Genomic DNA, 24,199 nt, shown 5'->3' on the forward strand with positions numbered 1-24,199 from the left:
TAGCGCGCACCTCTGCATCCTCTCCCGGCACGCCATTCTGTGCAGACTTCACTTCCGTGCCATTGCTTACGACCGACGCTTGCCCGGCCGTTACGGTGACCGGATAGCCCGCACGACGATACAAGGCTCTTTCCACCAAACTGTTATCCACGGCTTTATTGTCTTTAAACTGGGTAAAACCGGCTGGCAGCACATACGGCATGGTCTGGACGTTTTGCTCCTCTTCCGGCGACAGCGGTCGATGCACCTCGACATAGCGCATTCCGTTCGGCTCTATCGAATATTTTATCGGCTCATTAATCACCCGAACCGGCGTTCCTGTCCGGACCTGAGCAAACAGTGCTTTGATGTCCGGCGCGTTCATGCGAATACACCCAGAACTTACGCGCAGTCCCACGCTGTCCGGTGCACTGGTGCCATGGATCAGATATTCACCGTTTCCATGCGCCAGACGCAGTGCAAAGCGTCCTAACGGGTTATTTGGCCCGGCAGGTACTACCGGCGGTAATGTTATGCCGCGCTCCAAAGAGCGTTTACGGATGCCTGCTGTAGGGGTCCAGGTCGGATTCGGGATTTTCTGCCCAACCCGGGTTTCCATTACCGGCGTTTCCAGCCCCTGCAAACCGATACCAATTGGGAAAACCTGAACAATATTCTCTCCCGGCGGGAAGTAATACAGACGCAGTTCCGCCAGATTCACAATAATGCCTTCTCGGGGTGCATCCGGTAGCAGTAGTTGCGAGGGAATAGTAATCAGCGTTCCGGGTTTAGGTACGGGGGCAATCGTATTATTGGCTTCAAGGATCAGCATTGCGGCGGTATCAAACTTACGGGCAATCGCCTGTAGGTTTTTATCGCCTTCCTGCACGGTGTAGGTTTGATTTTGCCCGACAAGACGGCTGTTCGCCTGAGGCAAAGGATAATCGACCGCCCATGCGGCCTGAATAGCGCTGTAAGCGCCGATTAGCATTAACGTAATAACAGACGCGCGTTTCATACTCACCCCCCTGGCGTTCCTGCCGGACGGCGTCGAGCGCCCGATCCGGCCTACGAGTCACTGCGTTGCACTACCTCACTCTTTCACGTCGAGCTGAAATTGACGTGTTTTATCAGTTTAGCTAAGAGTTGCGGCTTTGGTGCGAATAGCCCGAATCATCGCCTCCAGCCCTTGTGAACGAGACGGTGTGAGATGCTGTGCGAGCGCCATTTTTTCAAACCACGGACGCACATCAAAATTCACAATATCCTGGGCCGTCATGCGGTCATATAAAATGAATACGACAGCGATAAGCCCTTTCACAATTGCCGCATCGCTGTCGCCCTGTAATTCAATAATTCCTTCAGCATTCTGACGCATGACAATCCATACCTGACTTTGACAGCCCTGGATGCTATTTTCCGTATTACGATCGTCGTCGTTTAATTCCGGCAAACGCTGACCCAGTTCAATAATGTACAGGTATTTCTCTTCCCAATTAGCGCAACGCAGAAAATTACGCAACAACTTTTCTTTATCCGGCAGCGCAGCCATAACGCCTCCCTGTTATCCCAGTAAGTGATGAATACGCTTGAGGCCCGTTACCAGGCGATCCACTTCTTCGTGGGTGTTGTACATGGCAATCGACGCCCGGCACATCGCAGGAACGTTATAGTAGGCCATCAGCGGCATAGCGCAGTGATGCCCTGTCCGCACGGCGATGCCATAGTTATCAAGAAAACTTCCGACATCATAGGCATGATGTTTGCCGAGGTTAAACGCAATCACCCCCAGACGATTATCCGGCCCGTAGAGCGTTAAATCCGGCACATCCGCCAGCTGTTCCAGCGCATAGCGCATCAGGAATTGTTCATATTCGCTGATTTCAGTAAGCCCCAGCGCGGAAACATATTCAATAGCCGCGCCGAGTCCAATAATTCCCCCGGTGTTTGGCGTTCCGGCTTCAAACCGCCAGGGGGCTTTGGCCCACGTCGTCCCCTGGCTCAGGCTCACCGTCGCAATCATCGACCCACCGCCTTCCCACGGCGGCATCTCCTGCAGCAATGACTCTCTGGCATACAGAACGCCAATACCGGTTGGCCCGTAGAGCTTGTGCCCAGAGAAAACATAGAAGTCGCAATCCAGCGCCTGCACATCAACCTGATGATGCATAACTGCCTGTGCGCCATCCACCAGCACTTTCGCGCCGTATTGATGCGCCAGCTCAATCATCTCAACCAATGGGTTTTCCGTGCCCAGCACGTTAGACACATGGGTAATCGCCAGCAGTTTCGTGCGATCGTCAAACAGCGTCGGCAGCGTTTCCAGTTGCAACGTCCCCTCTGTATTGAGCGGAATAACGCGCAGTTCTGCACCTACGCGGGCGCACAACATCTGCCAGGGCACAATATTGGCGTGGTGCTCCATTTCGCTGATGATAATGTTATCGCCCGCCCGCACATTGCTGCCGCCCCAGCTGTTAGCCACCAGGTTGATACCTTCCGTTGTGCCGCGAACAAACACCAGTTCTTCAGCTGAACGGGCGTTGATAAACAGCGAGGCGAGCTTGCGCACATTCTCCATTTTTTCCGTGGCCTGCGCGCTCAGCGTATGGATCCCGCGGTGGACCGCGGCATAGCCATGACGGTAAAACTCGGCTTCGGCATCAATCACCTGGTTGGGCTTTTGCGCGCTGGCGGCGCTATCCAAATACGCCAACGGTAAACCGTTCACTTCACGCGTCAGGACCGGAAAATCAGCCCGCACTTTTTCAATGGGAAATGTCATGCTACGCCTCCCGGCAAGCGTTGGGCGATCCGTGCCAGGACCTGTTGTTTCAGCGTTTCCTCGCCCAGGGCTTCCGTCAGCTCAGCGGCAAACGCATAGAGAATCATTTGTTGGGCATCCTGCTGGCCGATCCCGCGCGAACGCAGATAGAACATCTGCTCGTCGTCGATCCGCCCTACCGTCGCCCCGTGGCTGCATTTCACGTCGTCGGCATAAATTTCAAGCTGCGGTTTGGTATCCACTTCCGCCAGTTTTCCGAGCAGCAAATTATTGTTGGTCATCTGACCGTCGGTTTTAATGGCGTGCTGAGCGACGTTGATCAGGCCATTGAATACCGCGCGCCCCTTATCGCTGACAATCGTTTTATGCAGTTGTCGACTGTTGCAATATCCCTTGTTGTGCGCAAGCCAGGTGCGGGTATCGCAGACTTCATTTTTCACCGGCATCGCCAGGCTGTTAAGCCGAAGCGTGGTGTTTTCGCCGTTAAGCTGGGTGCTGGTGTTATGGCGCAAAACCGCATCACCGAGTAAAAAGCTGTGGCTGGCGGCCGTGGCATCAGCGCCCAACTGAATATCATTATGCGCGAAGTGGTGGCTGAGCGGATTCTCAAACGCCAGTTTGATGTGGCGCAAGTGTGCGTTTGCCGCGACGTTCATCGTTAATCGTGCACCGGTAAAATGGCGATATTCGCTGAGGCTGACATAGTGTTCAATGACGGTGGCTTCTGCGCCTTCTGCCAGGTCCAGATGGTGGCGATAGTGCGCCGTGTTCACCTCATCGCCCGCCAGCCCCTGGGTAATGTGCAGCAGCAGCAACGGTTTTGCCGTTCGCTGGTTACGCCTCACCTGAATGTGCGTTACGCTGCGGGAGAGGCTTTCGGTCAGGTGCAGAAAGACTTCCGGTTGGATAGCCGCCGGTAGCGACTGGCGCACATCATCAACGGTAATGTTAAACCCGCTACCTTCTGCGCTGTCGCTGAGCGTTGGACAGAATTGCCCGTCAACAAACACCAGGCGGACAGCATCAATAGCTGGCGCTAACGCTTCACACTGGGCGGACGTTATCTCAGTGACATGACTGACAAACTGGCTGTTGGTTAATCCTTCCAGCGGCGTGTATTTCCAGTCCTCATGCTTACGCGTTGGCAGTCCCAGACGCAGCATCTGCTGCAGGTGCTGCTGGGCATGGTGCGAGCGCGTCTCCCCTTGCGTTTCAAACAGATGATGCCACTGTTGCAGCACGTTACTGCTGTTCGCTAAGCCAGCCATAACCTTGCTCCTCCAGTTGTTTGACCAGCGTGAAATCGCCGGATTTCACAATTCGCCCCTGGTAGAGAACGTGCACATAATCGGGTTTGATGTAATCCAGGATGCGCTGATAGTGGGTGACGATAATGAATGAACGTTGCCCGTCGCGCAGCGAGTTCACGCCATCCGCAACGACTTTCAGCGCGTCGATATCCAGCCCGGAGTCCGACTCATCAAGAATGCACAGCTGAGGTTCCAGCACCGCCATTTGCAAAATGTCATTACGCTTTTTCTCGCCACCGGAGAAACCAACGTTGACCGAACGCGTTAGCAAATCTTCCGGCATCTTCAATAACGCGATTTTCTCTTCCATCAGATCCTGAAAGTCAAACCTGTCCAGCGACTCTTCTCCACGGTAACTGCGCACCGCATTCAGTGCCGTTTGCAGGAAAAACTGATTACTGACGCCGGGGATTTCTACCGGATACTGAAATGCCATAAAGATCCCTTCACCGGCCCGGTCTTCGGGTGACAGTTCCAGTAAATCCTTACCGTTGAATTCTACCGTCCCGCCGGTGACTTCGTAGTTATCGCGCCCGGCGAGCGTTGCGGAAAGCGTACTTTTCCCGGAACCGTTCGGCCCCATAATGGCGTGTACCTCTCCGGGGCCAATATCCAGGCTCAGCCCACGCAGGATCGCCTTATCTTCCACACTGACCTGTAAATCTTTAATGCTTAACATGTGCTTTCCTTAAATTTTAACCGACGCTGTGTTCAAGACTTATGGCGAGAAGTTTTTGCGCTTCAACGGCAAATTCCAGCGGCAGTTCAGAGAACACGTCTTTACAGAAACCATTGACGATCATCGAAATGGCATCCTCTTCGCTGATGCCGCGCTGCAAACAGTAAAACAGCTGGTCTTCACCAATGCGCGAGGTCGTGGCTTCATGCTCAAGCTGGGCGCTGTTGTTACGACACTCCACATACGGGAAGGTGTGCGCTCCACAATCCGCGCCAATCAGCATCGAGTCGCATTGGGTATAGTTGCGGGCGTTGGTTGCGGTCGGCATGATCTTCACTAAGCCGCGATAGCTGTTTTGACTGTGTCCAGCGGAGATCCCTTTCGAGATAATGGTCGATTTGGTGTTCTTGCCGATGTGGATCATCTTGGTGCCGGTATCGGCCTGCTGATAACCACTGGTCAGCGCGACGGAGTAGAATTCGCCGATAGAGTTGTCGCCGCGCAGAATACAGCTTGGGTATTTCCAGGTAATGGCCGAGCCGGTTTCCGACTGCGTCCACGACATTTTGCTGTTTTCGCCTTCACACAGAGCGCGCTTGGTGACGAAGTTCAAAATGCCGCCGGTGTTACCATCACCAGGGAACCAGTTTTGTACCGTCGAGTATTTCACTTCGGCATCTTTGTGGATAATGACTTCCACCACCGCGGCATGCAGTTGGTAGCTATCGCGTACCGGGGCTGAACAGCCTTCGATATAGCTGACGTAACTGCCCTCATCCGCAACCAGAATGGTGCGTTCAAACTGACCGGTTTTTTCCGCATTTATTCGGAAATAGGTCGACAGTTCCATTGGGCAACGCACACCTTTCGGGACATAAATAAACGTGCCGTCGGAGGCCACCGCCGCATTCAGCGCCGCAAAAAAATTGTCATTACCCGGGACAACCGTACCCAGATATTGTTTTACCAGCTCAGGGTGATCGTGAATCGCCTCACCAAACGAACAGAAAATAATGCCCTGTTCCGCCAGTTTATCGCGATAAGTTGTCGCCACCGACACCGAGTCAAAAATGGCATCAACCGCCACCTCTTTGCCTTCGCGGACCGGCACGCCAAGCTGCTCGAATGCGTCCTCAACTTCTTTACTTAAAAACGCATTCGCCCCCGTTTGCTGCACCGCGCCCGGCTCAGACGCGCAGGTTTCATCGCAATTACCGCAGGACGGCGCAGAGTAATAACTGTACTCCTGGTAGTTCAGCTTATCGTAATGCGCTTTTAGCCAGTGCGGCTCTTCCATGGTTAGCCACGCTTTAAAGGCATTCAGGCGAAATTCCAGCATCCAGTCGGGTTCATTACGTTTTGCCGAAATTGCGCGCACGACATCTTCGTTGATCCCTTTTGCCAGTTCATCGGTTTGTAGATGGGTGAAGAAGCCCTCTTTGTAATTAAGGTGCCCGCCAGCCCAGGTGTTGACATCGTCAGTTGCTTCAGTATTACGAGACATAGTACCGCCTATACCCCAAAACTTTCGCCACAGCCGCATTCGTTCTGGGCTTTCGGGTTATGAAATTTAAATAGCTGATTTAATCCTTCGCGCACGAAATCGACTTCTGTGCCGTCGATGAACGGCATCGCCTGTAACGGTACATAAAGTCTGGCCCCCTCCGTTTCAAACAGCAGATCGTCTTTTTCCGCCTGGCGAACGGTGTCCAGCACGTAGCCAAATCCCGCGCATCCCGTTTGCTTCACGCCTAAACGCACGCCTAACATGTCGGGTTGCTTTGCCACCAGCTCGCGGATGTGCGCCGCAGCCGCTGGCGTTAACGTCAGACCACGCCAGGCAAAATCGTCCGGGTTAAATGTTCCTGAATGCAATTCCATAGGGTTACCTCGAGTCACTAGCTTTCAAGCTATAACAACATGTTAGTGATAATGATTATCACTTCAACCCCTCAACAGCAGGGGCATTCGGGTTAATCGCCCTTTTTGCCCCCTTTTACTAAGCATAGACCCTGCTGCGTGGGTTAACAGGGATGGATTTTTTTGTTCAATGCATTGATTAATAATGGATTTTAACAATTGAATCGTACAGACAGGTCAAAGACTAAAAGATGTATAGATAATGTCTATTTAAGTGATAAGTTTTAAAAATTTAATGAAATCATACGACTATTGTATAATCATTCTCTTAATCTCTTCTTGTTATAGACAAAAACGGACTAGTTAATCCTCTAAATTGCGCCCCAGTGCGTTTTTGCCCCCCAAACTTCACCCTTTTTCATGCGCCCTCTGCGCGTGATTTATCCCAAACACCACAACACCTTCCGAACAAAATCGACAGTACGGTTTGCGCGTCTACTTTTAAGATCCTGCTTGATAGCATTACAAAGACTTTCTCAATATCAGAATTAAGAAATATATTTCGCTTCAAAATCTCACTATTCTTATATGTGCATCATTACTATTCATTTTTAATTCTAAGCTTTTTATTCCTCTCATAAATATCAATAAAACATAATAAAAATGTATGACATTTATTGCCTTGCGTATTCATGCGTCATGTCGTTTATTACAGTTACCTTGCGTATGTGAAATGGAGTTTTAAATGGCTATACCTGCGTATTTGTGGTTAAAAGATGATGGAGGAGCAGACATCAAGGGTTCTGTAGATGTTCGCGACCGTGTGGGGAGCATTGAGATCTTAGGGTTTAGTCATGGCCTGCACCTCCCTACCGACAACAACACAGGGAAAATAACAGGAACACGAGTACACACCGCTCTTATATTTGAAAAGGAGTTTGATAGCTCCAGTCCATATTTTTACAAAGCAGTAGCCACTGGACAAACCCTTAAAGAGGCCGAATTTAAATGGTACAAAATCAATGATGCAGGACAGGAAGTTGAATACTTCAATATGCTACTCGAAACAGTGAAGGTGGTTTCAATTTGTCCTCTAATGCATGACGTGAAAAACGCAGCCACTGAAAAACACAATCACCTTGAAAGTATTGCTCTTAGATATGAACGAATAACCTGGAAACACTGCGACGGGAATATAATATTTTCTGATTCCTGGAGTGAACGGTGATTCGTTGCACATTTCATTTAAACGGTGGGCAGCTATCAAGTCTTAGCTGCCCCGGAGTTGGCTTCTTCCCTGCATATTCAGGTAACAGTGGGGAGCATAGAAACAACCCTGAATCGATAGCAATTAAGGATATCGGGCCGCTTCCTCCCGGTAAATACTATATTGTTTCGCGTCCGAAAGGCGGGATTTTCAGCGCAATTAAAGATTATACTGCGTCAGAGATTAGCGGTTCAGACCGCGATATCTGGTTCGGATTATTCAGAGAGGATGAAAAATTAGATGACGTTACGTTCTATAACAAGGTCAGCCGTGGGTATTTCAGATTGCACCCTGCGGGGTATACTGGCGTCAGTAATGGCTGCATAACTCTTCCCAGCAGAGCTCATTACAACATACTCCGGGAAGCACTTTTAAGCACTCCACAAATGCTGGGTACCCCCAGTCTTCGTGCATACGGCACTATTCAGGTGTATTAATGAAACATATTAAAAAAGTCATCACATGGTATTTATTTGCAATATCTTGGGTTTGTTTTTTTCTATTTATTTTCAAATATTTACCTGAAAATAAATTATTTGATTTAATCTATCCCGATGTGAAAGAGATGGACCCCAGCGTCTGGGACAATACACACATGACCATTATCTTTATGGGCGCATTATTATTGAACGGAATTTTTATATTGTTCATGTCAATGATAATGGAAAGATGCAAAAATTAAATGAAAATGCTGAACAGTGGGACTTCAGTCCCACTGTTTTCAGTATCGAACCTACCCCACTGCCAATTTAGGCGAGTTCACATTCCACAACCCAATTGGCTGGCAACAAGGTCATCTAGTCAGTATGCGTCGTTGATAGCCAGTTGCCTACAGCACTGTCCTCAATCGCAAGGCTGGTAAAAAAAATTCTTTAGATTTAGATATATACTCATTTTACAGAATTAATATCTATTTAGAGAGACGTAGGAATGACGGGAGGGAAAAAATTCAAATTATGAACAAACAACAAAAAACCCTTAAGGCTGCTTGCTGGCAGGCTTAAGGGTTCCGGCCCCATCCGGCGCTTATCTCCGGCACTCACGATGGCTTAGCTCTTGAAGGGGCGATAAGAATAATCTCACTTCCGGATATGTTTTGTTTAACACAAATTGCGATTTGACTATTTTATAAGCGTATTCAATCAATTATTAGGCGCTGTTTTTCACTGAGCGCGTCCAGCAACAGGCGCAGTCCTGCAGGCTGATGCTCCCGCGAAAGATATAAACCATAAATTGGCAGGCTTTTTGGTTGAAGCTCGGGCAAGAGTCTAACCAGCTTTCCCTGTGCCAGCCCTTCCCGCGCCTCCAGTTCCGGCACCAGCGCAATGCCCGTTCCCGCCAACGCCGACTCACAGAGCAACGAAGAGATCCCGGCGCTCAAATTGCCTTTAATCGCAACAGCGGCAGCCCGCCCCTGGGCATCCAGAAAGTGCCAGGATTTTCCGGCAAACCCGCTGTAGTAGAGACAATTATGCTGCGTAAGGTCGTCGATAGTCTCAGGAGTGCCATGTTGATGCAGGTACTCTACAGACGCGCACAGTACCGATTTACAGTCGCCAAGGCGACGGGCAATAGTTCCAGGTTCAGGGTTTTCCGTTATACGGATCGCCACATCAATGCGTTCTCCAACGAGGCTTACCGGTTGATTATTGATCTCCACCTCGATACGCAGTTGCGGATACTTCGTCAGAAACGCGGGCAGTACCGGCGCTAAAATATGCATAGCTGTAAAATGCGCACAGGCCACACGTAGCGTGCCAGAGGGAGTTTGCGCGGCGCTGGCGGCACCAATATCCAGCGAAAGCTGCGCCAGAGAACGCGTTTTCACTAATGCCTCTTCACCCGCTGGCGTGATTGTCAGACGGCGCGACGAGCGATGGATAAGCCTTGCACCCGCCCATTTCTCCATCTCGTCGAGGTAACGACTGACCATCGGACGGGAAAGCCCCAGCGCACGCGCGGCGGCGCTCAGACTGCCCAAATCACAGATATGGTTGAATACCGTTGCCGCCATCACTCTGTCCATTGCATCCCATCCGATCGTTTTATGAAACTCAGCATGTCCTAATAAGGGAATTCTAACAGATCCGAATTTCCTTAAAATACAGGAACTATCAAAAGACAATTTCCTGCACAAGGATACCTGGCATGAAAGTTAAAACGCTGGCCCTGCTGTTACCTCTGTTCGCCTCTTCATCCTTTGCCGCGACGCTACAGCTGGACGTCTACAATCCACAGGACAAGGCTATTTTCCCGGTCTCTTCAACGCTGGTTTCAGGACCGAAAGAAGCAATATTGTTTGACGCACAGTTCAGTACTAAAGATGGTGAACAGCTGGTGCAGATGATTCGCGCCAGCGGTAAAACGCTAAAGGCCATCGTGATCACCTCCGGCGATCCGGATTTCTATTTCGGACTGCAGCCTATCGTCAAAGCCTTCCCACAGGTAAAAGTCCTGGCAACACCGCACGTAGTAGACCATATCCGTGCCACCAAAGAGGCCAAACTGCAATTCTGGGGTCCGCAAATGAAGGATGGCGCGCCAACATCGCTCACCGTTCCGCAGGCGACAACGCAAACGCATTTCACAGTTGATGGTGAAACGCTGGAGCTGCGCCACCCTAATGATTATGCAGCCTATGTCTGGATCCCGGCGAACCGTGCCATTATTGGCGGTACCGGCGTGGCGTCTGGTATACACGTCTGGACGGCGGATACGCAATCTGCAGAACAGCGTAGCGCGTGGCGTAGCGTACTGAGCGAAATGCAGAAGTTACAACCCACCCAGGTGGTCCCGGGGCATTACATCGGCGAACGCCCTGTGGGCGATAAAGCGATTCGCTTCACACAGGACTATCTGCAATCGTTTGAGCAGGCGTTAGGGGCGAAGAAAGGTTCGGATTATGTGATTAAAACCATCACCGCGGCATGGCCAGGTCTTGCAGACGCAAGTTCTCTGGAGCTAAGTGCGAAGGTTAATACTGGTGAGATGAAGTGGTGATTGAGATTTAACGCAAAAAATAACCCCGAACGCGTGTCGGGGTTTCATTACGATAAGCATACCGGAATCAATGAACGCCCATGCGCCAGGCAAAATAGATCTCTTCTTTAAGTTCAGTCGAAGAAAGCGTCAATAAATCCGCGAACTCCAGCTCTAACTGTTTCAGTCTTTTCAGGTACTGAGCTGGTGAAAGATCGGTTTTATCACGACGTAAAAACTCTATTGCCAGTTGGGCCGGGTCTAATTGGGTAGACATATCATCCTCGCTTGTGTTCAAAACCTGCACAGTATAACACCATTCCCTGTGCAGATAATGACCAAAAGCAATATGCATCACAAAATTGCTGTTGTCAGACGCGACGTGCAGCACAATCGTCCCTGCTCATCGAAGATTTCGATTTGCCATACCTGATGACGGGAGCCGGTATGCACCGCGCGACATACCCCTCTGACGCGCCCTTCCCGCGCCGAGCGAATATGGTTGGCGTTGACCTCCAGGCCCACCACTTTCTGCTCACCCTGAGTACACAGATAACCAGCCACCGAACCAATGCTCTCAGCCAGCACCACGGACGCGCCGCCGTGCAGCAAACCAAATGGTTGTTTAGTACGGTGGTCTACCGGCATTGTGGCTTCCAGCGTGTCATCGCCAATGTGCACAAAACGAATATCAAGCAGCCCAACCATATTTCCTTCACCCATGGCGTTGAGCGCTTCGAGTGTGACTTCACGTTTCCAGATCATCCTATAATCTCCAGCAGTGCCTGTAATGGATGGCGAACGCCCGTGCCTTCAACGCGTTTAACCTGACTGCGACAGGAGTATCCGGTAGCCAGACAACGGTTACGCGGCAATCGTTGCATTGCCTGGTGCCATGATAGCTCATAGATCCCCAGTGAGTTCTGATGATTCTTCACTTCGTGGCCATAGGTGCCCGCCATACCACAGCACCCTACGCTGATGTTCTCCAGCTTCGCGCCAAAGCGGGCAAAAATAGCCGCCCACTGAGCAGGCGCGCCCGGCAGGGCCGTCACTTCGGTACAGTGTCCAAAGAAGTACCACGGTTCACCGCCCACAGCGACTGGCGGCTGTGACTCCACAACTGTCGATAACCATTCGTTGGCGAGTAACACATGGAAATCGCCCCGATGTTCCCCGAGCGCCAGTTTGTATTCATCGCGATAGCAAAGCACCAGCGCCGGATCGACACCCACCATCGGAATATTCAGCTTCGCCACCCGATTGAGAAACTCAGATGTTTTCTTTGCGGTTTTAGCAAAACGGTTTAAAAAGCCCTTAATATGCTGGGCCTTGCCGTTTGGCGAGAACGGCAGCAGTACCGGCTGCAAACCCAGCTTTTCAACCAGACGTATAAAATCAGCCACCACCTGTGCATCGTAATAGCTGGTGAACGGATCCTGCACTACCAGCACCGTACGGGCTTTTTGCTCAAGGCTGAGTAATTCGAGCTGTTCCAGCGTCATATTGGCGGAACGATGGCCAACCAACTGACGTTGAAGCGACGGCGCAGACAGCAGCGGTAAGTCGACCATGCCGATGTGCTTTTTAGCCAGATTACGCACCAGCGGCTGGTTGATGAAGAAGTTAAACGCGTTGGGCGCCCGCGCCATTAACGGCGCATAACTCTCAACGGTCGCCACCATGTGATCGCGCAACGGCCGCAGATAACGCGTGTGATACAACTGCAGGAAGCGTGAGCGGAACTCCGGCACATCGATTTTAATCGGGCACTGTGTGGAGCAGGCTTTACACGCCAGACAACCCGACATTGCCTCTTTCACTTCGTGCGAGAAATCGTATTCACCTTTGCGCGCATGCCAGCTGTTGCGGGTACGGGCAATCAGCGTACGTAAACTGGCACGTTTTTCCGGTAGCTCTTTTTCCAGCTGTAGCGGGTCAATCCCGCGATCTGCCAACAGACGCAGCCATTCACGCACCAGCGTAGCTCGCCCTTTCGGTGAATGGATGCGGTTGAGGCTGATTTTCATCGACGGACACATCGGGCTTTTCGCATCAAAGTTAAAGCATAACCCGTTGCCGTTACACTCCATCGCCCCACGCCACTCCTGGCGTACGGCCAGCGGGATCTGACGGTCATACGTTCCGCGCTTCACCGCGTCCACTTTCATCATCGGCGCATCAACATCTTCCGGTGGACAGATTTTGCCAGGATTGAGCCGGTTTTGCGGATCAAACACCGATTTCACTTTACGCAGTTCGCGATACAGTTCCTCACCGAAGAACGCCGGGCTATATTCTGCACGAAAACCTTTCCCGTGCTCACCCCACAGCAGACCGCCATATTTTGCCGTCAGCGCGACAACATCGTCAGAAATGCGTTTCATCAGCACTTCCTGCTGCGGGTCGCACATATCCAGCGCCGGTCTGACGTGCAGCACGCCTGCATCCACGTGACCAAACATGCCGTAACTCAGGCCGTGGCTATCGAGCAGCGCACGGAACTCGGCAATATAGTCAGCCAGATGTTCCGGTGGAACGCAGGTATCTTCAGCAAACGGAATCGGCTTCGCGGCCCCTTTCGCATTCCCCAGCAGACCGACGGCTTTTTTACGCATCGCGTAAATGCGCTCGACGCCCGCCAGCTCAGTACATAGCTGCCAGCCTATAACGCCCGCTTCCTGACGCGCGATTAAGCCATCCAGCCGTTCGCACAGTGCGCTGACTTGCGAATCAATCAATGCTTCATCGTCACCGGCAAACTCCACAATATTCAGACCCAGCATCTCTTTATCCGCCACATCGGTAATCAATTCACTTACCGAGTGCCAGACAATATCTTCCCGTGCCAGGTTAAGCACTTTGGAGTCGACGGTTTCTACCGACAGCGCGCGCGCTTCCACCATCACCGGGGCATTTCGCAATGCCGAGTCGAAAGAGTCGTACTTAACGTTAACCAGTTGTCTGACTTTGGGTAGTGGCGTGATATCCAGACGGGCTTCGGTGATAAACGCCAGCGTACCTTCAGAGCCAGTAAGAATGCGGGTTAAATCAAATTCGGTCATCTCATCGTTAAAGACGTGCCGCAGATCGTAACCGGTCAGGAAGCGATTAAGTTTCGGGAATTTATCAATGATCAGCTGTCGGTTGTCGCGGCAACGCTCATAAACCGTCTTGTAGATGCGGCCAATAGTGGTGTTGCTATTACCCAGCGTTTGGGCAAGTTCGACCGGCATTGGCTGGGTATCAAGAATATCGCCGCCCATTAGCACCGCGCGGATACCCAGCACGTGATCGGAGGTTTTACCGTAAACCAACGAGCCTTGTCCGGATGCGTCGGTATTGATCATCCCACCCAGCGTTGCCCGGTTACTGGTGGATAACTCGGGGGCAAAGAAATAGCCGTAAGGCTTCAGAAACTGGTTGAGCTGGTCTTTTATCACCCCGGCTTCGACCCGCACCCAACCTTCCTGCGCATTGATTTCAATGATGCGGCTCATATAGCGGGACATATCAACAATAATGCCCTGATTCAGCGCCTGACCGTTGGTCCCGGTGCCGCCTCCGCGTGGGGTAAAAATCAACGAAGAGAAAAGAGGTTCCGCCGCCAGACGAGCGATAAGCGCCACATCTGCGGTTGAACGAGGGAATACGACAGCATCAGGAAGCAGCTGATAAATACTGTTATCCGTCGACATTGTCAGACGATCGGCATAGCTCGTTGCCGTATCGCCCGTAAATCCTTGCTGCTCCAGTGCCTGCAAAAAATTGAGCACCAGTTGAACGACACCTGGCGCCTGAGAAATTTGTGGAATCATTATAGTGACCCTTTCCTGCGGTCTGTGTTGTGAATTTAATCGTTTGCGTGTTGCTTTGTTTGTTGTATCACATTTTTTTCTAATACGCTCAGCAGATTTACAGGCAGAATCCGCCTGTTAAAAACCGCTGAAATTGCTCATCATTACAGGGTGTCATTTAAGTGTTCACGTCGCGTCAACGTTCTGGCGCAAAGACAAAGGTGAAAAGTATTTATGGTAAATTTCCGCCAGCCCAAGGATATTGCACAAGTGCTGCTATCGGCGCTGTTTTTAGCCGTCATGATTGTGGCCTGTCTTTGGATTGTTCAGCCCTTTATCCTCGGTTTTGCATGGGCGGGGACGGTGGTCATTGCGACCTGGCCGATCCTGCTACGCTTACAAAAATTGCTCTGGGGCCGTCGCTCGCTGGCCGTGCTGGTGATGACCCTGCTGCTGGTGCTGTTGTTCATCATTCCTATCGCGCTACTGGTCAATAGCATTGTTGATGGCAGCGGGCCATTGATCCATGCCGTAACCGCAGGCGATATGACCCTGCCGGATCTGGCGTGGCTGAACAGTATTCCGTTGGTCGGCGCAAAATTGTATGCCGCGTGGCACAGTCTGCTGGATATGGGCGGCGCGGCCATCATGGCCAAGGTTCGTCCTTATATCGGCACGACGACGACCTGGTTTGTTGGCCAGGCTGCACACCTTGGCCGCTTTATGATGCACTGTGGTCTGATGCTGCTTTTCAGCGCCCTGCTGTACTGGCGCGGTGAACAGGTGGCGTTAGGTATTCGCCACTTCGCTTGTCGCCTGGCATCCAAACGTGGCGATGCCGCCATTCTGCTGGCAGCACAAGCCATTCGCGCCGTCGCATTAGGCGTTGTGGTCACCGCGCTGGTGCAGGCAGTGCTCGGTGGTATTGGTCTGGCGGTAACCGGCGTGCCGTACGCCACGTTGCTGGCGGTATTGATGATCCTGTCTTGTCTGGTGCAACTGGGGCCATTGCCGGTGCTGGTCCCGGCCATTATCTGGCTGTACTGGACGGGCGATTCAACCTGGGGCACGGTGCTGCTGGTGTGGAGCGGCGTGGTCGGAACGCTGGATAACGTTATTCGCCCGATGCTGATTCGCATGGGGGCCGATTTGCCGCTGATCCTGATTCTCTCAGGGGTCATCGGAGGACTGATTGCCTTCGGCATGATTGGTCTGTTTATCGGCCCAGTGGTACTGGCCGTGTCCTGGCGTCTGTTCTCTGCCTGGGTAAACGAAGCCCCTGCGCCAGGTAGCGATCCCGACGAAATCCTCGAAGAAATTGCTGAAATCGAACGCAATAAGTAATCCCACGTCAGGCGGCACCGCCGCCTGATTGTTTAACAATACTAATCAATTCCGCCCGCTTACTGAATAAGACCCAACGTTATCCTTCTTTAAATACTCATTTGCTTCGCAAATTATTTACAGTTTTTAAACTATTGAGATGAATCTGATCGACGTAAAAAATCAGTATGCCTACTATTAGCCCATGACTTTAGATCAACACATTGATTTATAAGCATGGAAATCCCCTGAGTGAAACAACGAATTGCTGTGTGTAGTCTTTGCCCATCTCCCACGATGGGCTTTTTTTTGTCCTTCGCGCGCCTCGCCACCAGCCTTACCGCACCACAGATCCCCTCTTCCCCGTTGATAAACAAATAATATTGCACAAGATACTGTGACTCTCTTCAAGCCGAAATATCCACAGCAATGTTATTACTATTCCACCGTCTTTTATGAGGTGATCAAATAATGAACGCATTAGAACTCCAGGCTATCCGCCATATTTTTGCTATGACGGTAGAAGAAAGCGCTATGTATATCTCGCGGGATCACAATGTTGCCGCCTGGCAACAATGGGAGAATGGCGAAAGGGAAATCCCGGAAGACATCACGCGCATTTGTGCAGAAATGAAAGCCAGACGAAAGTTAAGAATTAACGCCATTATCGAAAAAATAAATAACCGTATCGGTAATAACACCATGCGTTTCTTTCCCGATCTGATCTCTTTTCAGGCGGTTTATCAGCACGATGATTTTCTCGACTGGAAAATCTATCAATCGGCCGCTGTTGAACTGTATGCCCACGACCTTGAGCGTTTGTGTTAAGAGACCGCAGCGCCACACTCATTTAGCCTTTTCGCTGAGTAACATATTATGAAAAACACCTATTTCTCCACTGCGATAGGGCTGTACTTTAATTACCTGGTACACGGCATGGGGGTCATTCTGATGAGCCTCAATATGTCTTCACTGGAACAACAGTGGCACACCGATGCCGCAGGCGTCTCAATTGTTATTTCCTCACTCGGCATTGGCCGTTTAAGCGTGTTATTGGTGGCGGGCATGCTTTCCGATCGCTATGGCCGCAGACCGTTTATTATTTTCGGTATGGTCTGCTACCTGCTGTTCTTTGTAGGCATCATCAATACTCACAGCATTTATATTGCCTATGCTTTTGGATTTTTAGCCGGAATGGCAAACAGTTTTCTTGACGCCGGAACTTACCCCAGCCTGATGGAGGCGTTTCCCCGCTCTCCCGGCACGGCTAATATCTTAATTAAAGCGTTTGTTTCCATCGGTCAGTTTCTGCTGCCGATGATTATCAGTCTGCTGGTGTGGGCAGAACTTTGGTTTGGCTGGTCCTTTCTTGTGGCGGCCGCGGTGATGCTAATCAATGGCGTATTTTTGTTTCGCTGTCGATTCCCGGCCCATCCTGGGCATCAAGCCCCCCTCAAGGCATTACCCGTTGAACAGAAAAGCATACAATCTGAACATCGTTGTTCTCTTCTCGATCTCGCCAGTTACACTCTGTACGGCTACATCGCCATGGCGACATTTTATCTGATAAGCCAGTGGTTGGCACAGTACGGACAGTTTGTCGCCGGGATGTCCTACACCTTATCGATCAAGCTGTTAAGCATTTACACCTGCGGTTCTCTACTGTGTGTGTTGATCACCGCGCCACTGGCACGAAAGACGGGGCGCGCAACCTCTCTGTTAATGCTGTACACCTTTATCTCATTTATCGCCTTGCTGATGGTCTGCCTGCATCCGTCGATCTACATGGTGATCGTCTTCGCATTTGTCATCGGTTTCTCTTCAGCCGGAGGCGTTGTACAAATCGGTTTAACGCTGATGGCCGCACGCTTTCCCGATGCGAAGGGCAAAGCCACCGGGATTTACTACAGCGCGGGCAGCATTGCGACCTTCACCATCCCACTGATAACGGCAAGACTCTCGCAGACCAGCATTGCTCACATCATGTGGTTTGATACCGGCATAGCCGCGGTAGGTTTCCTGTTAGCATTGTTTATTGGCTATCGCAGCCGTATCGCGACAAAGCAGCAACTAAACATGGCGACGGTCGTAAAATAATGCGGATGCAATATTGTTCTCCCCCGCTGCAAAATAATTGGTCGCGGTTTTAAAACTTCAGCAAAATCTTGGTTGAAAGAATTAAGTTTCACAGTTGAGCATGCAACATACCTGGTAACTTAAACGCCATGCTATGTAGGCACAATATCAGCGCCTCGGTATATTAATCACAAGGTCGCCGCAATTTAAACAAAATCGACGAGCACAGAACAATTTTAAAATCCGCAAGGAGTTGTGAACATGTCTCAAAATAAGACCTTTAATACGCCATTCCTTTTGGCGATAATCTGTATTTATTTAAGTTATTTTTTACACGGCATTAGCGTCATTACACTGGCGCAAAATATGAGCTCTCTCGCAGAAAAATTCTCCACTGACAATGCTGGGATAGCCTATTTAATTTCCGGCATTGGTCTTGGTCGCCTGGTGAGTATTTTATTCTTTGGCGTGCTCTCAGATAAATTTGGTAGACGGGCTATCATTCTGTTAGGGGCAATTCTGTACATGCTGTTTTTCTTCGGCATTCCCGCCAGCCCGAATCTGATGATTGCCTTTATTCTCGCTGTTTGTGTCGGCGTCGCTAACTCGGCCCTGGATACAGGTGGCTATCCGGCTTTGATGGAATGCTTCCCTAAGGCGTCTGGGTCAGCGGTTATCCTGGTTAAAGCGATGGTCTCATTCGGGCAGATGATCTACCCCATCGTCGTCAGCACCATGCTGCTCAACCATATCTGGTATGGCTATGCGGTCATTATCCCGGGGGTACTGTTCGTCGTCATAACGTTGATGCTGCTCAAAAGCCGTTTCCCCAGCCAGATGGTGGATGCGGGCATTGCAAAAGAGCTACCGCAGATGAACAGTAAACCGCTGGTCTGGCTGGAAGGCGTAGCCTCCGTTATGTTTGGGGTGGCCGCATTCTCGACCTTTTACGTCATCGTAGTCTGGATGCCGAAATACGCGATGGCATTTGCCGGCATGGCAGAAGCCGACGCGCTGAAAACCATCTCTTACTACAGTATGGGATCGCTGGTCTGCGTGTTTATTTTTGCTGTACTGCTCAAGAAAATGGTTCGACCCATTTGGGCGAATGTGTTTAACGCCGGGCTGGCAACCCTCACCGCAGCGGTTATCTATTTATATCCATCCCCATTGGTGTGTAACGCCGGTTCATTTCTTATCGGGTTTTCTGCCGCAGGCGGTATTTTACAGCTCGGCGTTTCGGTGATGTCAGAGTTTTTCCCCAGGAGCAAAGCCAAGGTCACCAGTATTTATATGATGATGGGGGGCGTAGCCAACTTTATTATCCCATTAATCACCGGATACCTTTCTAACATTGGCCTGCAGTACATCATTTTGCTGGACCTCGCATTTGCTTTGCTGGCCTTCATCACCGCCATCATCGTCTTTATTCGTTACTACCGCGTATTTGATATTCCCAAAAATGATGTGCGGTTGGGCGAACGTTATTTTCAATAAATTGCTTAGAAGGAGTATCAAATGGACGTAACTGCAAAATATGAACTGATTGGTCTGATGGCCTACCCGATCAGACACAGCCTGTCGCCTGAAATGCAAAATAAGGCATTAGAAAAAGCGGGATTACCTTTTACCTACATGGCATTTGAAGTCGATAACTCCACGTTTGCTAATGCGATTGCCGGGCTGAAGGCCTTAAAAATGCGCGGTACCGGAGTCTCAATGCCCAACAAGCAACTGGCATGTGAATATGTTGATGAATTAACGCCTGCAGCCAAACTGGTCGGCGCGATTAATACTATCGTCAATGATGATGGTTACCTGCGCGGCTACAATACTGATGGTACGGGTCATATTCGTGCCATCAAGGAAAGCGGTTTCGATATCAGGGGTAAAACCATGGTACTGTTGGGCGCAGGCGGCGCGTCAACGGCCATTGGCGCCCAGGCGGCGATTGAAGGCATCAAAGAAATCAAACTCTTTAACCGTCAAGATGAGTTCTTTGCCAAAGCGCAGGAATTCGCCAAACGTGTTAATGAAAATACCGATTGCGTGGTCACCGTTATCGATCTCGACGATCGACAGGCTTTTGCGGACGCACTGGCCAGCGCGGATATTCTGACCAACGGTACGAAAGTGGGAATGAAGCCGCTGGAGAACGAATCTCTGGTGACCGACGTTTCCCTGCTACGCCCGGATCTGCTGGTGACTGAATGCGTCTACAACCCGCATATGACCAAATTATTGCAACAGGCACAACTTGCCGGTTGCAAAACGATTGATGGTTACGGCATGTTGTTATGGCAAGGGGCTGAACAGTTTAAACTCTGGACCGGGAAAGATTTCCCTCTTGAGTATGTGAAACAGGTTATGGGTTTTGCAGCCTGATGGGCAAGCATTTGTAAAATAATTAAAGGGTAATCGATGAAAACCGTAACCGTAAAAAACCTCGTCATTGGCGAGGGTGCGCCGAAGATCATTGTCTCACTGATGGGTAAAGACATCGCAACGGTAAAAAGCGAAGCGCTGGCCTATCGCGAGGCGGATTTCGACATTCTGGAATGGCGCGTTGACCATTTCACCGAGGTGTCCTCCGTTGATGCCGTACTGGAAGCTGCACGCGCCATCCGCGAGGTGATAGCTGACAAACCGCTGCTGTTCACCTTCCGTAGTGCCAAAGAAGGTGGTGAACAGGCGCTGGCTGTCGAAAACTATATCGCGCTAAACCGTGCGGCGGTTGATAGCGGTCTGGTCGATATGATCGACCTGGAGCTTTTCACCGGTGACGAACTGATTAAAGCCACCGTCGAATATGCACATGCAAAAAATGTCGCCGTCATTATGTCGAATCATGATTTCCATAAGACGCCAGCGGCACAAGAGATTGTCCTGCGCCTGCGTAAAATGCAGGAGCTTGGCGCTGATATCCCGAAAATCGCCCTGATGCCGCAAAACAAGACGGATGTATTGACCCTGCTTGGCGCCACGCTGGAAATGCAGGAACGCTATGCCGATCGCCCGATCATTACTATGTCGATGGCTAAAACAGGGGTGATTTCACGTCTGTCCGGTGAGGTTTTCGGTTCAGCGGCAACCTTTGGCGCGGTGAAAAAAGCCTCTGCCCCTGGGCAAATTTCGGTCACCGACCTACGTACCGTTTTGACCATATTGCATCAGGCGTAATAGTACTGTTTATCCATATTAATATCAGTAATGCCCTGCCCCAGATATTCGCTTAATCCCGAATATCGGGCAGATGGCCGGACATTATTAAATAACTCACATTATTATTGTCGAATATAGCGACAGGTAGTCGCACGCATATAATCTGGAGTTCACATGAAATTATCAAGACCAAAACGCATTGATGGTCGGGTCCCCGTATTATCCGCAGCGGATGCCATTAATTATATTCCTGATGAGGCAACGCTCTGTGTATTAGGCGCAGGCGGCGGTATTCTCGAAGCAACAACATTAATTAACGCGCTGGCTGAAAAATATAAAAATGCACACTCACCCCGAAACTTATCATTGATTAGCCCAACGGGATTAGGTGACCGTGCTGACCGTGGAATTAGCCCGTTAGCACAGGAAGGTTTAGTCAAATGGGCATTATGCGGCCACTGGGGACAATCACCACGAATTTCTGACCTCGCTGAGCAGAATAAAATTGCCGCCTATAACTATCCTCAGGGCGTATTAACCCAGACCCTGCGTGCCTCGGCAGCCCACCAGCCGGGTATTCTGAGTGAGATCGGTATCGAAACATTTGTCGATCCCCGCCAACAGGGCGGAAAGCTGAATGAAGTGACCACCGAAGATCTGATCAAGCTGGTGGAAATTGATAACAAAGAGTACCTCTACTACAAAGCCATTGCGCCAAACATCGCCTTTATTCGCGCCACCACCTGCGACAGCGAAGGTTACGCCACGTTTGAAGATGAAGTTATGTATCTCGACGCGCTGGTGATTGCTCAGGCCGTTCACAACAACGGCGGTATCGTCATGATGCAGGTGCAAAAAATGGTGAAGAAAGCCACACTGCACCCAAAAGCCGTGCGTATTCCGGGCTATCTGGTCGATATTGTGGTCATCGATCCCGATCAAACTCAATTGTACGGCGGCGCACCGGTTAACCGCTTTATATCGGGCGATTTTGTCCTTGATGACAGCCAGCAGACTGCCCTGCCGCTCAATCAGCGTAAACTGGTGGCCCGACGCGCCCTGTTCGAAATGCGCAAAGGCGCGGTCGGCAACGTTGGCGTGGGTATCGCCGATGGTATTGGTCTCGTTGCACGCGAAGAAGGCTGCGCTGACGACTTTATTCTGACGGTCGAGACCGGTCCGATTGGCGGAATTACCTCCCAGGGCATCGCTTTTGGCGCCAACGTCAACACCCGCGCGATTCTGGATATGACCTCCCAGTTTGACTTCTACCACGGCGGTGGGCTGGATGTATGCTATTTAAGCTTCGCCGAAGTGGATCGCCACGGCAACGTCGGCGTACATAAATTCAATGGCAAAATTATGGGGACCGGCGGTTTTATCGATATTAGCGCCACCTCGAAGAAAATAATATTTTGCGGCACCTTAACTGCCGGAAGCCTGAAAACGGAAGTTGCCAATGGCAAATTAAATATCGTGCAGGAAGGCCGGGTGAAAAAATTCGTCAACGAATTACCTGAAGTCACTTTCAGCGGAAAAATTGCACTCGAGCGCGGACTGGATGTGCGTTACATCACCGAGCGTGCTGTATTTACGTTAAAAGAAGATGGCCTTCATTTAGTCGAAATTGCGCCAGGAGTCTCTTTGCAGGAAGACATTCTGGACAAAATGGATTTCCCTCCGGTTATTTCTCCGGAACTGAAACTGATGGACGAAAGATTATTTATCGATGCTTCGATGGGTTTTATGTTGCCCGATGCCGCCAATTAAAAGGAGTACCCTGATGGATTTTTCATTAACTGAAGAACAAGAGCTGCTGCTTGCCAGCATTCGCGAACTGATTACCAGCAATTTCCCGGAGGAATATTTCCGTACCTGCGATCAGACGGCGACCTATCCGAAAGAGTTTATGCGCGCCCTTGCGGACAACGGTATTTCAATGCTGGGCGTTCCGGAAGAGTTCGGCGGTATCCCGGCAGATTACGTCACGCAGATGCTGGCACTGATGGAAGTTTCCAAATGCGGCGCACCCGCTTTTTTAATCACGAACGGTCAGTGCATTCACAGTATGCGTCGTTTTGGCTCCGCCGAACAGTTACGTAAAACGGCAGAAAGCACCATGGAAACGGGCGATCCGGCTTATGCGCTGGCATTAACCGAACCGGGAGCAGGTTCAGACAATAACAGCGCCACCACCAGCTACACCCGCAAAAACGGCAAGGTATATCTCAACGGACAAAAAACCTTTATCACCGGCGCTAAAGAGTATCCTTATATGCTGGTACTGGCTCGCGATCCGGAGCCGAAAGATCCGAAGAAAGCCTTTACACTGTGGTGGGTGGATTCGAAGAAACCCGGCATTAAGGTTAATCCGCTGCATAAAATCGGCTGGCACATGCTCAGCACCTGCGAAGTCTATCTTGATGATGTTGAAGTAGACGAAAGCGATATGGTCGGCGAAGAAGGCATGGGCTTCCTCAACGTCATGTACAACTTTGAGATGGAACGGTTGATCAACGCCGCGCGTAGTACCGGTTTCGCCGAGTGCGCCTTCGAAGATGCCGCCCGTTACGCTAATCAGCGCATCGCATTTGGTAAACCGATTGGCCATAACCAGATGATCCAGGAAAAACTGGCGCTGATGGCGATTAAAATTGAAAACATGCGCAATATGGTGTTGAAAGTGGCCTGGCAGGCCGATCAGGAACAGTCGCTGCGGACCAGCGCGGCGTTGGCAAAACTGTATTGCGCCCGCACGGCAATGGAAGTGATTGATGACGCCATTCAGATCATGGGCGGGCTGGGTTACACCGATGAAGCGCGAGTTTCCCGATTCTGGCGCGATGTTCGCTGCGAGCGCATTGGCGGCGGCACCGACGAAATTATGATTTACGTCGCCGGACGCCAAATCCTGAAAGATTACCAGAATAAGTAAGCGGTAATTCGTGCCGGATAGCGCACAAGCGTTTTCCGGCACGATCC

At 50.7% G+C, this 24,199-nt stretch carries 22 protein-coding genes and 1 other RNA gene; 12 read left to right on the top strand and 11 right to left on the bottom strand.

What is annotated here, in order from left to right; genetic code table 11:
• The 7 genes from FDW87_RS14375 to sufA form a co-directional block, all read right to left on the bottom strand.
• Positions 1 to 997 (bottom strand): L,D-transpeptidase family protein (locus tag FDW87_RS14375; protein WP_137379928.1); only part of this gene is annotated, 997 nt, incomplete at its 3' end.
• Between the two features lie 117 nt (positions 998 to 1,114).
• Positions 1,115 to 1,531, bottom strand: a complete 417-nt coding sequence (gene sufE, locus FDW87_RS14380; RefSeq protein WP_016152910.1) for a cysteine desulfuration protein SufE — start codon at positions 1,529 to 1,531, stop codon at positions 1,115 to 1,117.
• 12 nt (positions 1,532 to 1,543) lie between these two features.
• Positions 1,544 to 2,764 (bottom strand): cysteine desulfurase SufS, encoded by a 1,221-nt coding sequence (gene sufS / locus FDW87_RS14385; RefSeq protein WP_016156370.1) that lies wholly within the window; start codon positions 2,762 to 2,764, stop codon positions 1,544 to 1,546.
• On the bottom strand, positions 2,761 to 4,032 hold the full coding sequence (sufD, locus tag FDW87_RS14390) for a Fe-S cluster assembly protein SufD (RefSeq protein WP_137379876.1): 1,272 nt from the start codon (positions 4,030 to 4,032) through the stop codon (positions 2,761 to 2,763). Before sufD ends, sufS begins: the two co-directional genes overlap by 4 nt.
• Complete coding sequence (sufC, locus tag FDW87_RS14395) at positions 4,007 to 4,753, bottom strand: Fe-S cluster assembly ATPase SufC (protein WP_137379877.1); 747 nt, start codon at positions 4,751 to 4,753, stop codon at positions 4,007 to 4,009. Before sufC ends, sufD begins: the two co-directional genes overlap by 26 nt.
• Positions 4,754 to 4,769: 16 nt before the next feature.
• The gene (gene sufB / locus FDW87_RS14400; protein WP_016152906.1) at positions 4,770 to 6,257 is read right to left on the bottom strand and encodes a Fe-S cluster assembly protein SufB; all 1,488 of its coding nucleotides are present in this window, start codon (positions 6,255 to 6,257) and stop codon (positions 4,770 to 4,772) included.
• An 8-nt stretch (positions 6,258 to 6,265) separates the two neighbouring features.
• Positions 6,266 to 6,634 (bottom strand): Fe-S cluster assembly scaffold SufA, encoded by a 369-nt coding sequence (gene sufA, locus FDW87_RS14405; protein WP_016152905.1) that lies wholly within the window; start codon positions 6,632 to 6,634, stop codon positions 6,266 to 6,268.
• A 724-nt stretch (positions 6,635 to 7,358) separates the two neighbouring features.
• Here sufA and FDW87_RS14410 point away from each other — a divergent pair.
• The gene (locus FDW87_RS14410; protein WP_016156368.1) at positions 7,359 to 7,841 is read left to right on the top strand and encodes an Hcp family type VI secretion system effector; all 483 of its coding nucleotides are present in this window, start codon (positions 7,359 to 7,361) and stop codon (positions 7,839 to 7,841) included.
• Positions 7,838 to 8,317 (top strand): DUF2778 domain-containing protein, encoded by a 480-nt coding sequence (locus FDW87_RS14415; protein WP_137379878.1) that lies wholly within the window; start codon positions 7,838 to 7,840, stop codon positions 8,315 to 8,317. The genes FDW87_RS14410 and FDW87_RS14415 overlap by 4 nt, the downstream gene beginning before the upstream one ends.
• Positions 8,318 to 9,018: 701 nt before the next feature.
• On the opposite strand, the gene FDW87_RS14425 is transcribed toward FDW87_RS14415, so the two are convergent.
• Positions 9,019 to 9,906, bottom strand: a complete 888-nt coding sequence (locus FDW87_RS14425; RefSeq protein WP_016156365.1) for a LysR family transcriptional regulator — start codon at positions 9,904 to 9,906, stop codon at positions 9,019 to 9,021.
• Positions 9,907 to 10,028: 122 nt separating this feature from the next.
• Here FDW87_RS14425 and FDW87_RS14430 point away from each other — a divergent pair, with 122 nt between their 5' ends.
• The gene (locus FDW87_RS14430; RefSeq protein ID WP_049040477.1) at positions 10,029 to 10,880 is read left to right on the top strand and encodes a Vmh family MBL fold metallo-hydrolase; all 852 of its coding nucleotides are present in this window, start codon (positions 10,029 to 10,031) and stop codon (positions 10,878 to 10,880) included.
• A 67-nt stretch (positions 10,881 to 10,947) separates the two neighbouring features.
• Here FDW87_RS14430 and FDW87_RS14435 read toward each other — a convergent pair whose 3' ends face one another.
• From FDW87_RS14435 to FDW87_RS14445, 3 genes are all read right to left on the bottom strand, one after another.
• Positions 10,948 to 11,136, bottom strand: coding sequence for a YdiH family protein (locus FDW87_RS14435; RefSeq protein ID WP_029139522.1), 189 nt, complete (start codon positions 11,134 to 11,136; stop codon positions 10,948 to 10,950).
• Positions 11,137 to 11,213: 77 nt separating this feature from the next.
• Entirely contained in the window at positions 11,214 to 11,624 is a 411-nt protein-coding gene (menI, locus tag FDW87_RS14440) for a 1,4-dihydroxy-2-naphthoyl-CoA hydrolase (RefSeq protein WP_016152900.1), read from the bottom strand.
• Positions 11,621 to 14,677, bottom strand: a complete 3,057-nt coding sequence (locus FDW87_RS14445; protein ID WP_049040476.1) for an FAD-binding and (Fe-S)-binding domain-containing protein — start codon at positions 14,675 to 14,677, stop codon at positions 11,621 to 11,623. The genes menI and FDW87_RS14445 overlap by 4 nt, the downstream gene beginning before the upstream one ends.
• 213 nt (positions 14,678 to 14,890) lie before the next feature.
• On the opposite strand from FDW87_RS14445, the gene ydiK reads away from it, so the two are divergent.
• The 9 genes from ydiK (at position 14,891) to FDW87_RS14490 (ending at position 24,152) form a co-directional block, all read left to right on the top strand.
• On the top strand, positions 14,891 to 16,000 hold the full coding sequence (gene ydiK, locus FDW87_RS14450; RefSeq protein ID WP_016156362.1) for an AI-2E family transporter YdiK: 1,110 nt from the start codon (positions 14,891 to 14,893) through the stop codon (positions 15,998 to 16,000).
• A gap of 184 nt (positions 16,001 to 16,184) precedes the next feature.
• Positions 16,185 to 16,292: antisense sRNA RprA (gene rprA / locus FDW87_RS14455), an RNA gene on the top strand.
• A gap of 158 nt (positions 16,293 to 16,450) precedes the next feature.
• Positions 16,451 to 16,807 (top strand): YdiL family protein, encoded by a 357-nt coding sequence (locus FDW87_RS14460; RefSeq protein WP_016156361.1) that lies wholly within the window; start codon positions 16,451 to 16,453, stop codon positions 16,805 to 16,807.
• A gap of 48 nt (positions 16,808 to 16,855) precedes the next feature.
• Positions 16,856 to 18,076, top strand: coding sequence for an MFS transporter (locus tag FDW87_RS14465; protein ID WP_049040475.1), 1,221 nt, complete (start codon positions 16,856 to 16,858; stop codon positions 18,074 to 18,076).
• A gap of 240 nt (positions 18,077 to 18,316) precedes the next feature.
• Positions 18,317 to 19,552 (top strand): MFS transporter, encoded by a 1,236-nt coding sequence (locus tag FDW87_RS14470; RefSeq protein ID WP_053390159.1) that lies wholly within the window; start codon positions 18,317 to 18,319, stop codon positions 19,550 to 19,552.
• 21 nt (positions 19,553 to 19,573) lie between these two features.
• Complete coding sequence (gene ydiB / locus FDW87_RS14475) at positions 19,574 to 20,440, top strand: quinate/shikimate dehydrogenase (protein WP_016156358.1); 867 nt, start codon at positions 19,574 to 19,576, stop codon at positions 20,438 to 20,440.
• A gap of 36 nt (positions 20,441 to 20,476) precedes the next feature.
• Positions 20,477 to 21,235, top strand: a complete 759-nt coding sequence (aroD, locus tag FDW87_RS14480; RefSeq protein ID WP_019076674.1) for a type I 3-dehydroquinate dehydratase — start codon at positions 20,477 to 20,479, stop codon at positions 21,233 to 21,235.
• A 156-nt stretch (positions 21,236 to 21,391) separates the two neighbouring features.
• A complete protein-coding gene (locus tag FDW87_RS14485) occupies positions 21,392 to 22,987 on the top strand; it encodes an acyl CoA:acetate/3-ketoacid CoA transferase (protein WP_137379879.1) in 1,596 nt (531 codons plus the stop codon).
• A 13-nt stretch (positions 22,988 to 23,000) separates the two neighbouring features.
• Positions 23,001 to 24,152 carry an acyl-CoA dehydrogenase gene (locus FDW87_RS14490; RefSeq protein WP_003836610.1) on the top strand — a complete coding sequence of 384 codons (1,152 nt, stop codon included), beginning with the start codon at positions 23,001 to 23,003 and terminating at the stop codon, positions 24,150 to 24,152.
• Positions 24,153 to 24,199: the final 47 nt, after the last annotated feature.

Source organism: Citrobacter sp. wls826, assembly GCF_005281245.1.
GTDB lineage: Bacteria > Pseudomonadota > Gammaproteobacteria > Enterobacterales > Enterobacteriaceae > Citrobacter > Citrobacter braakii.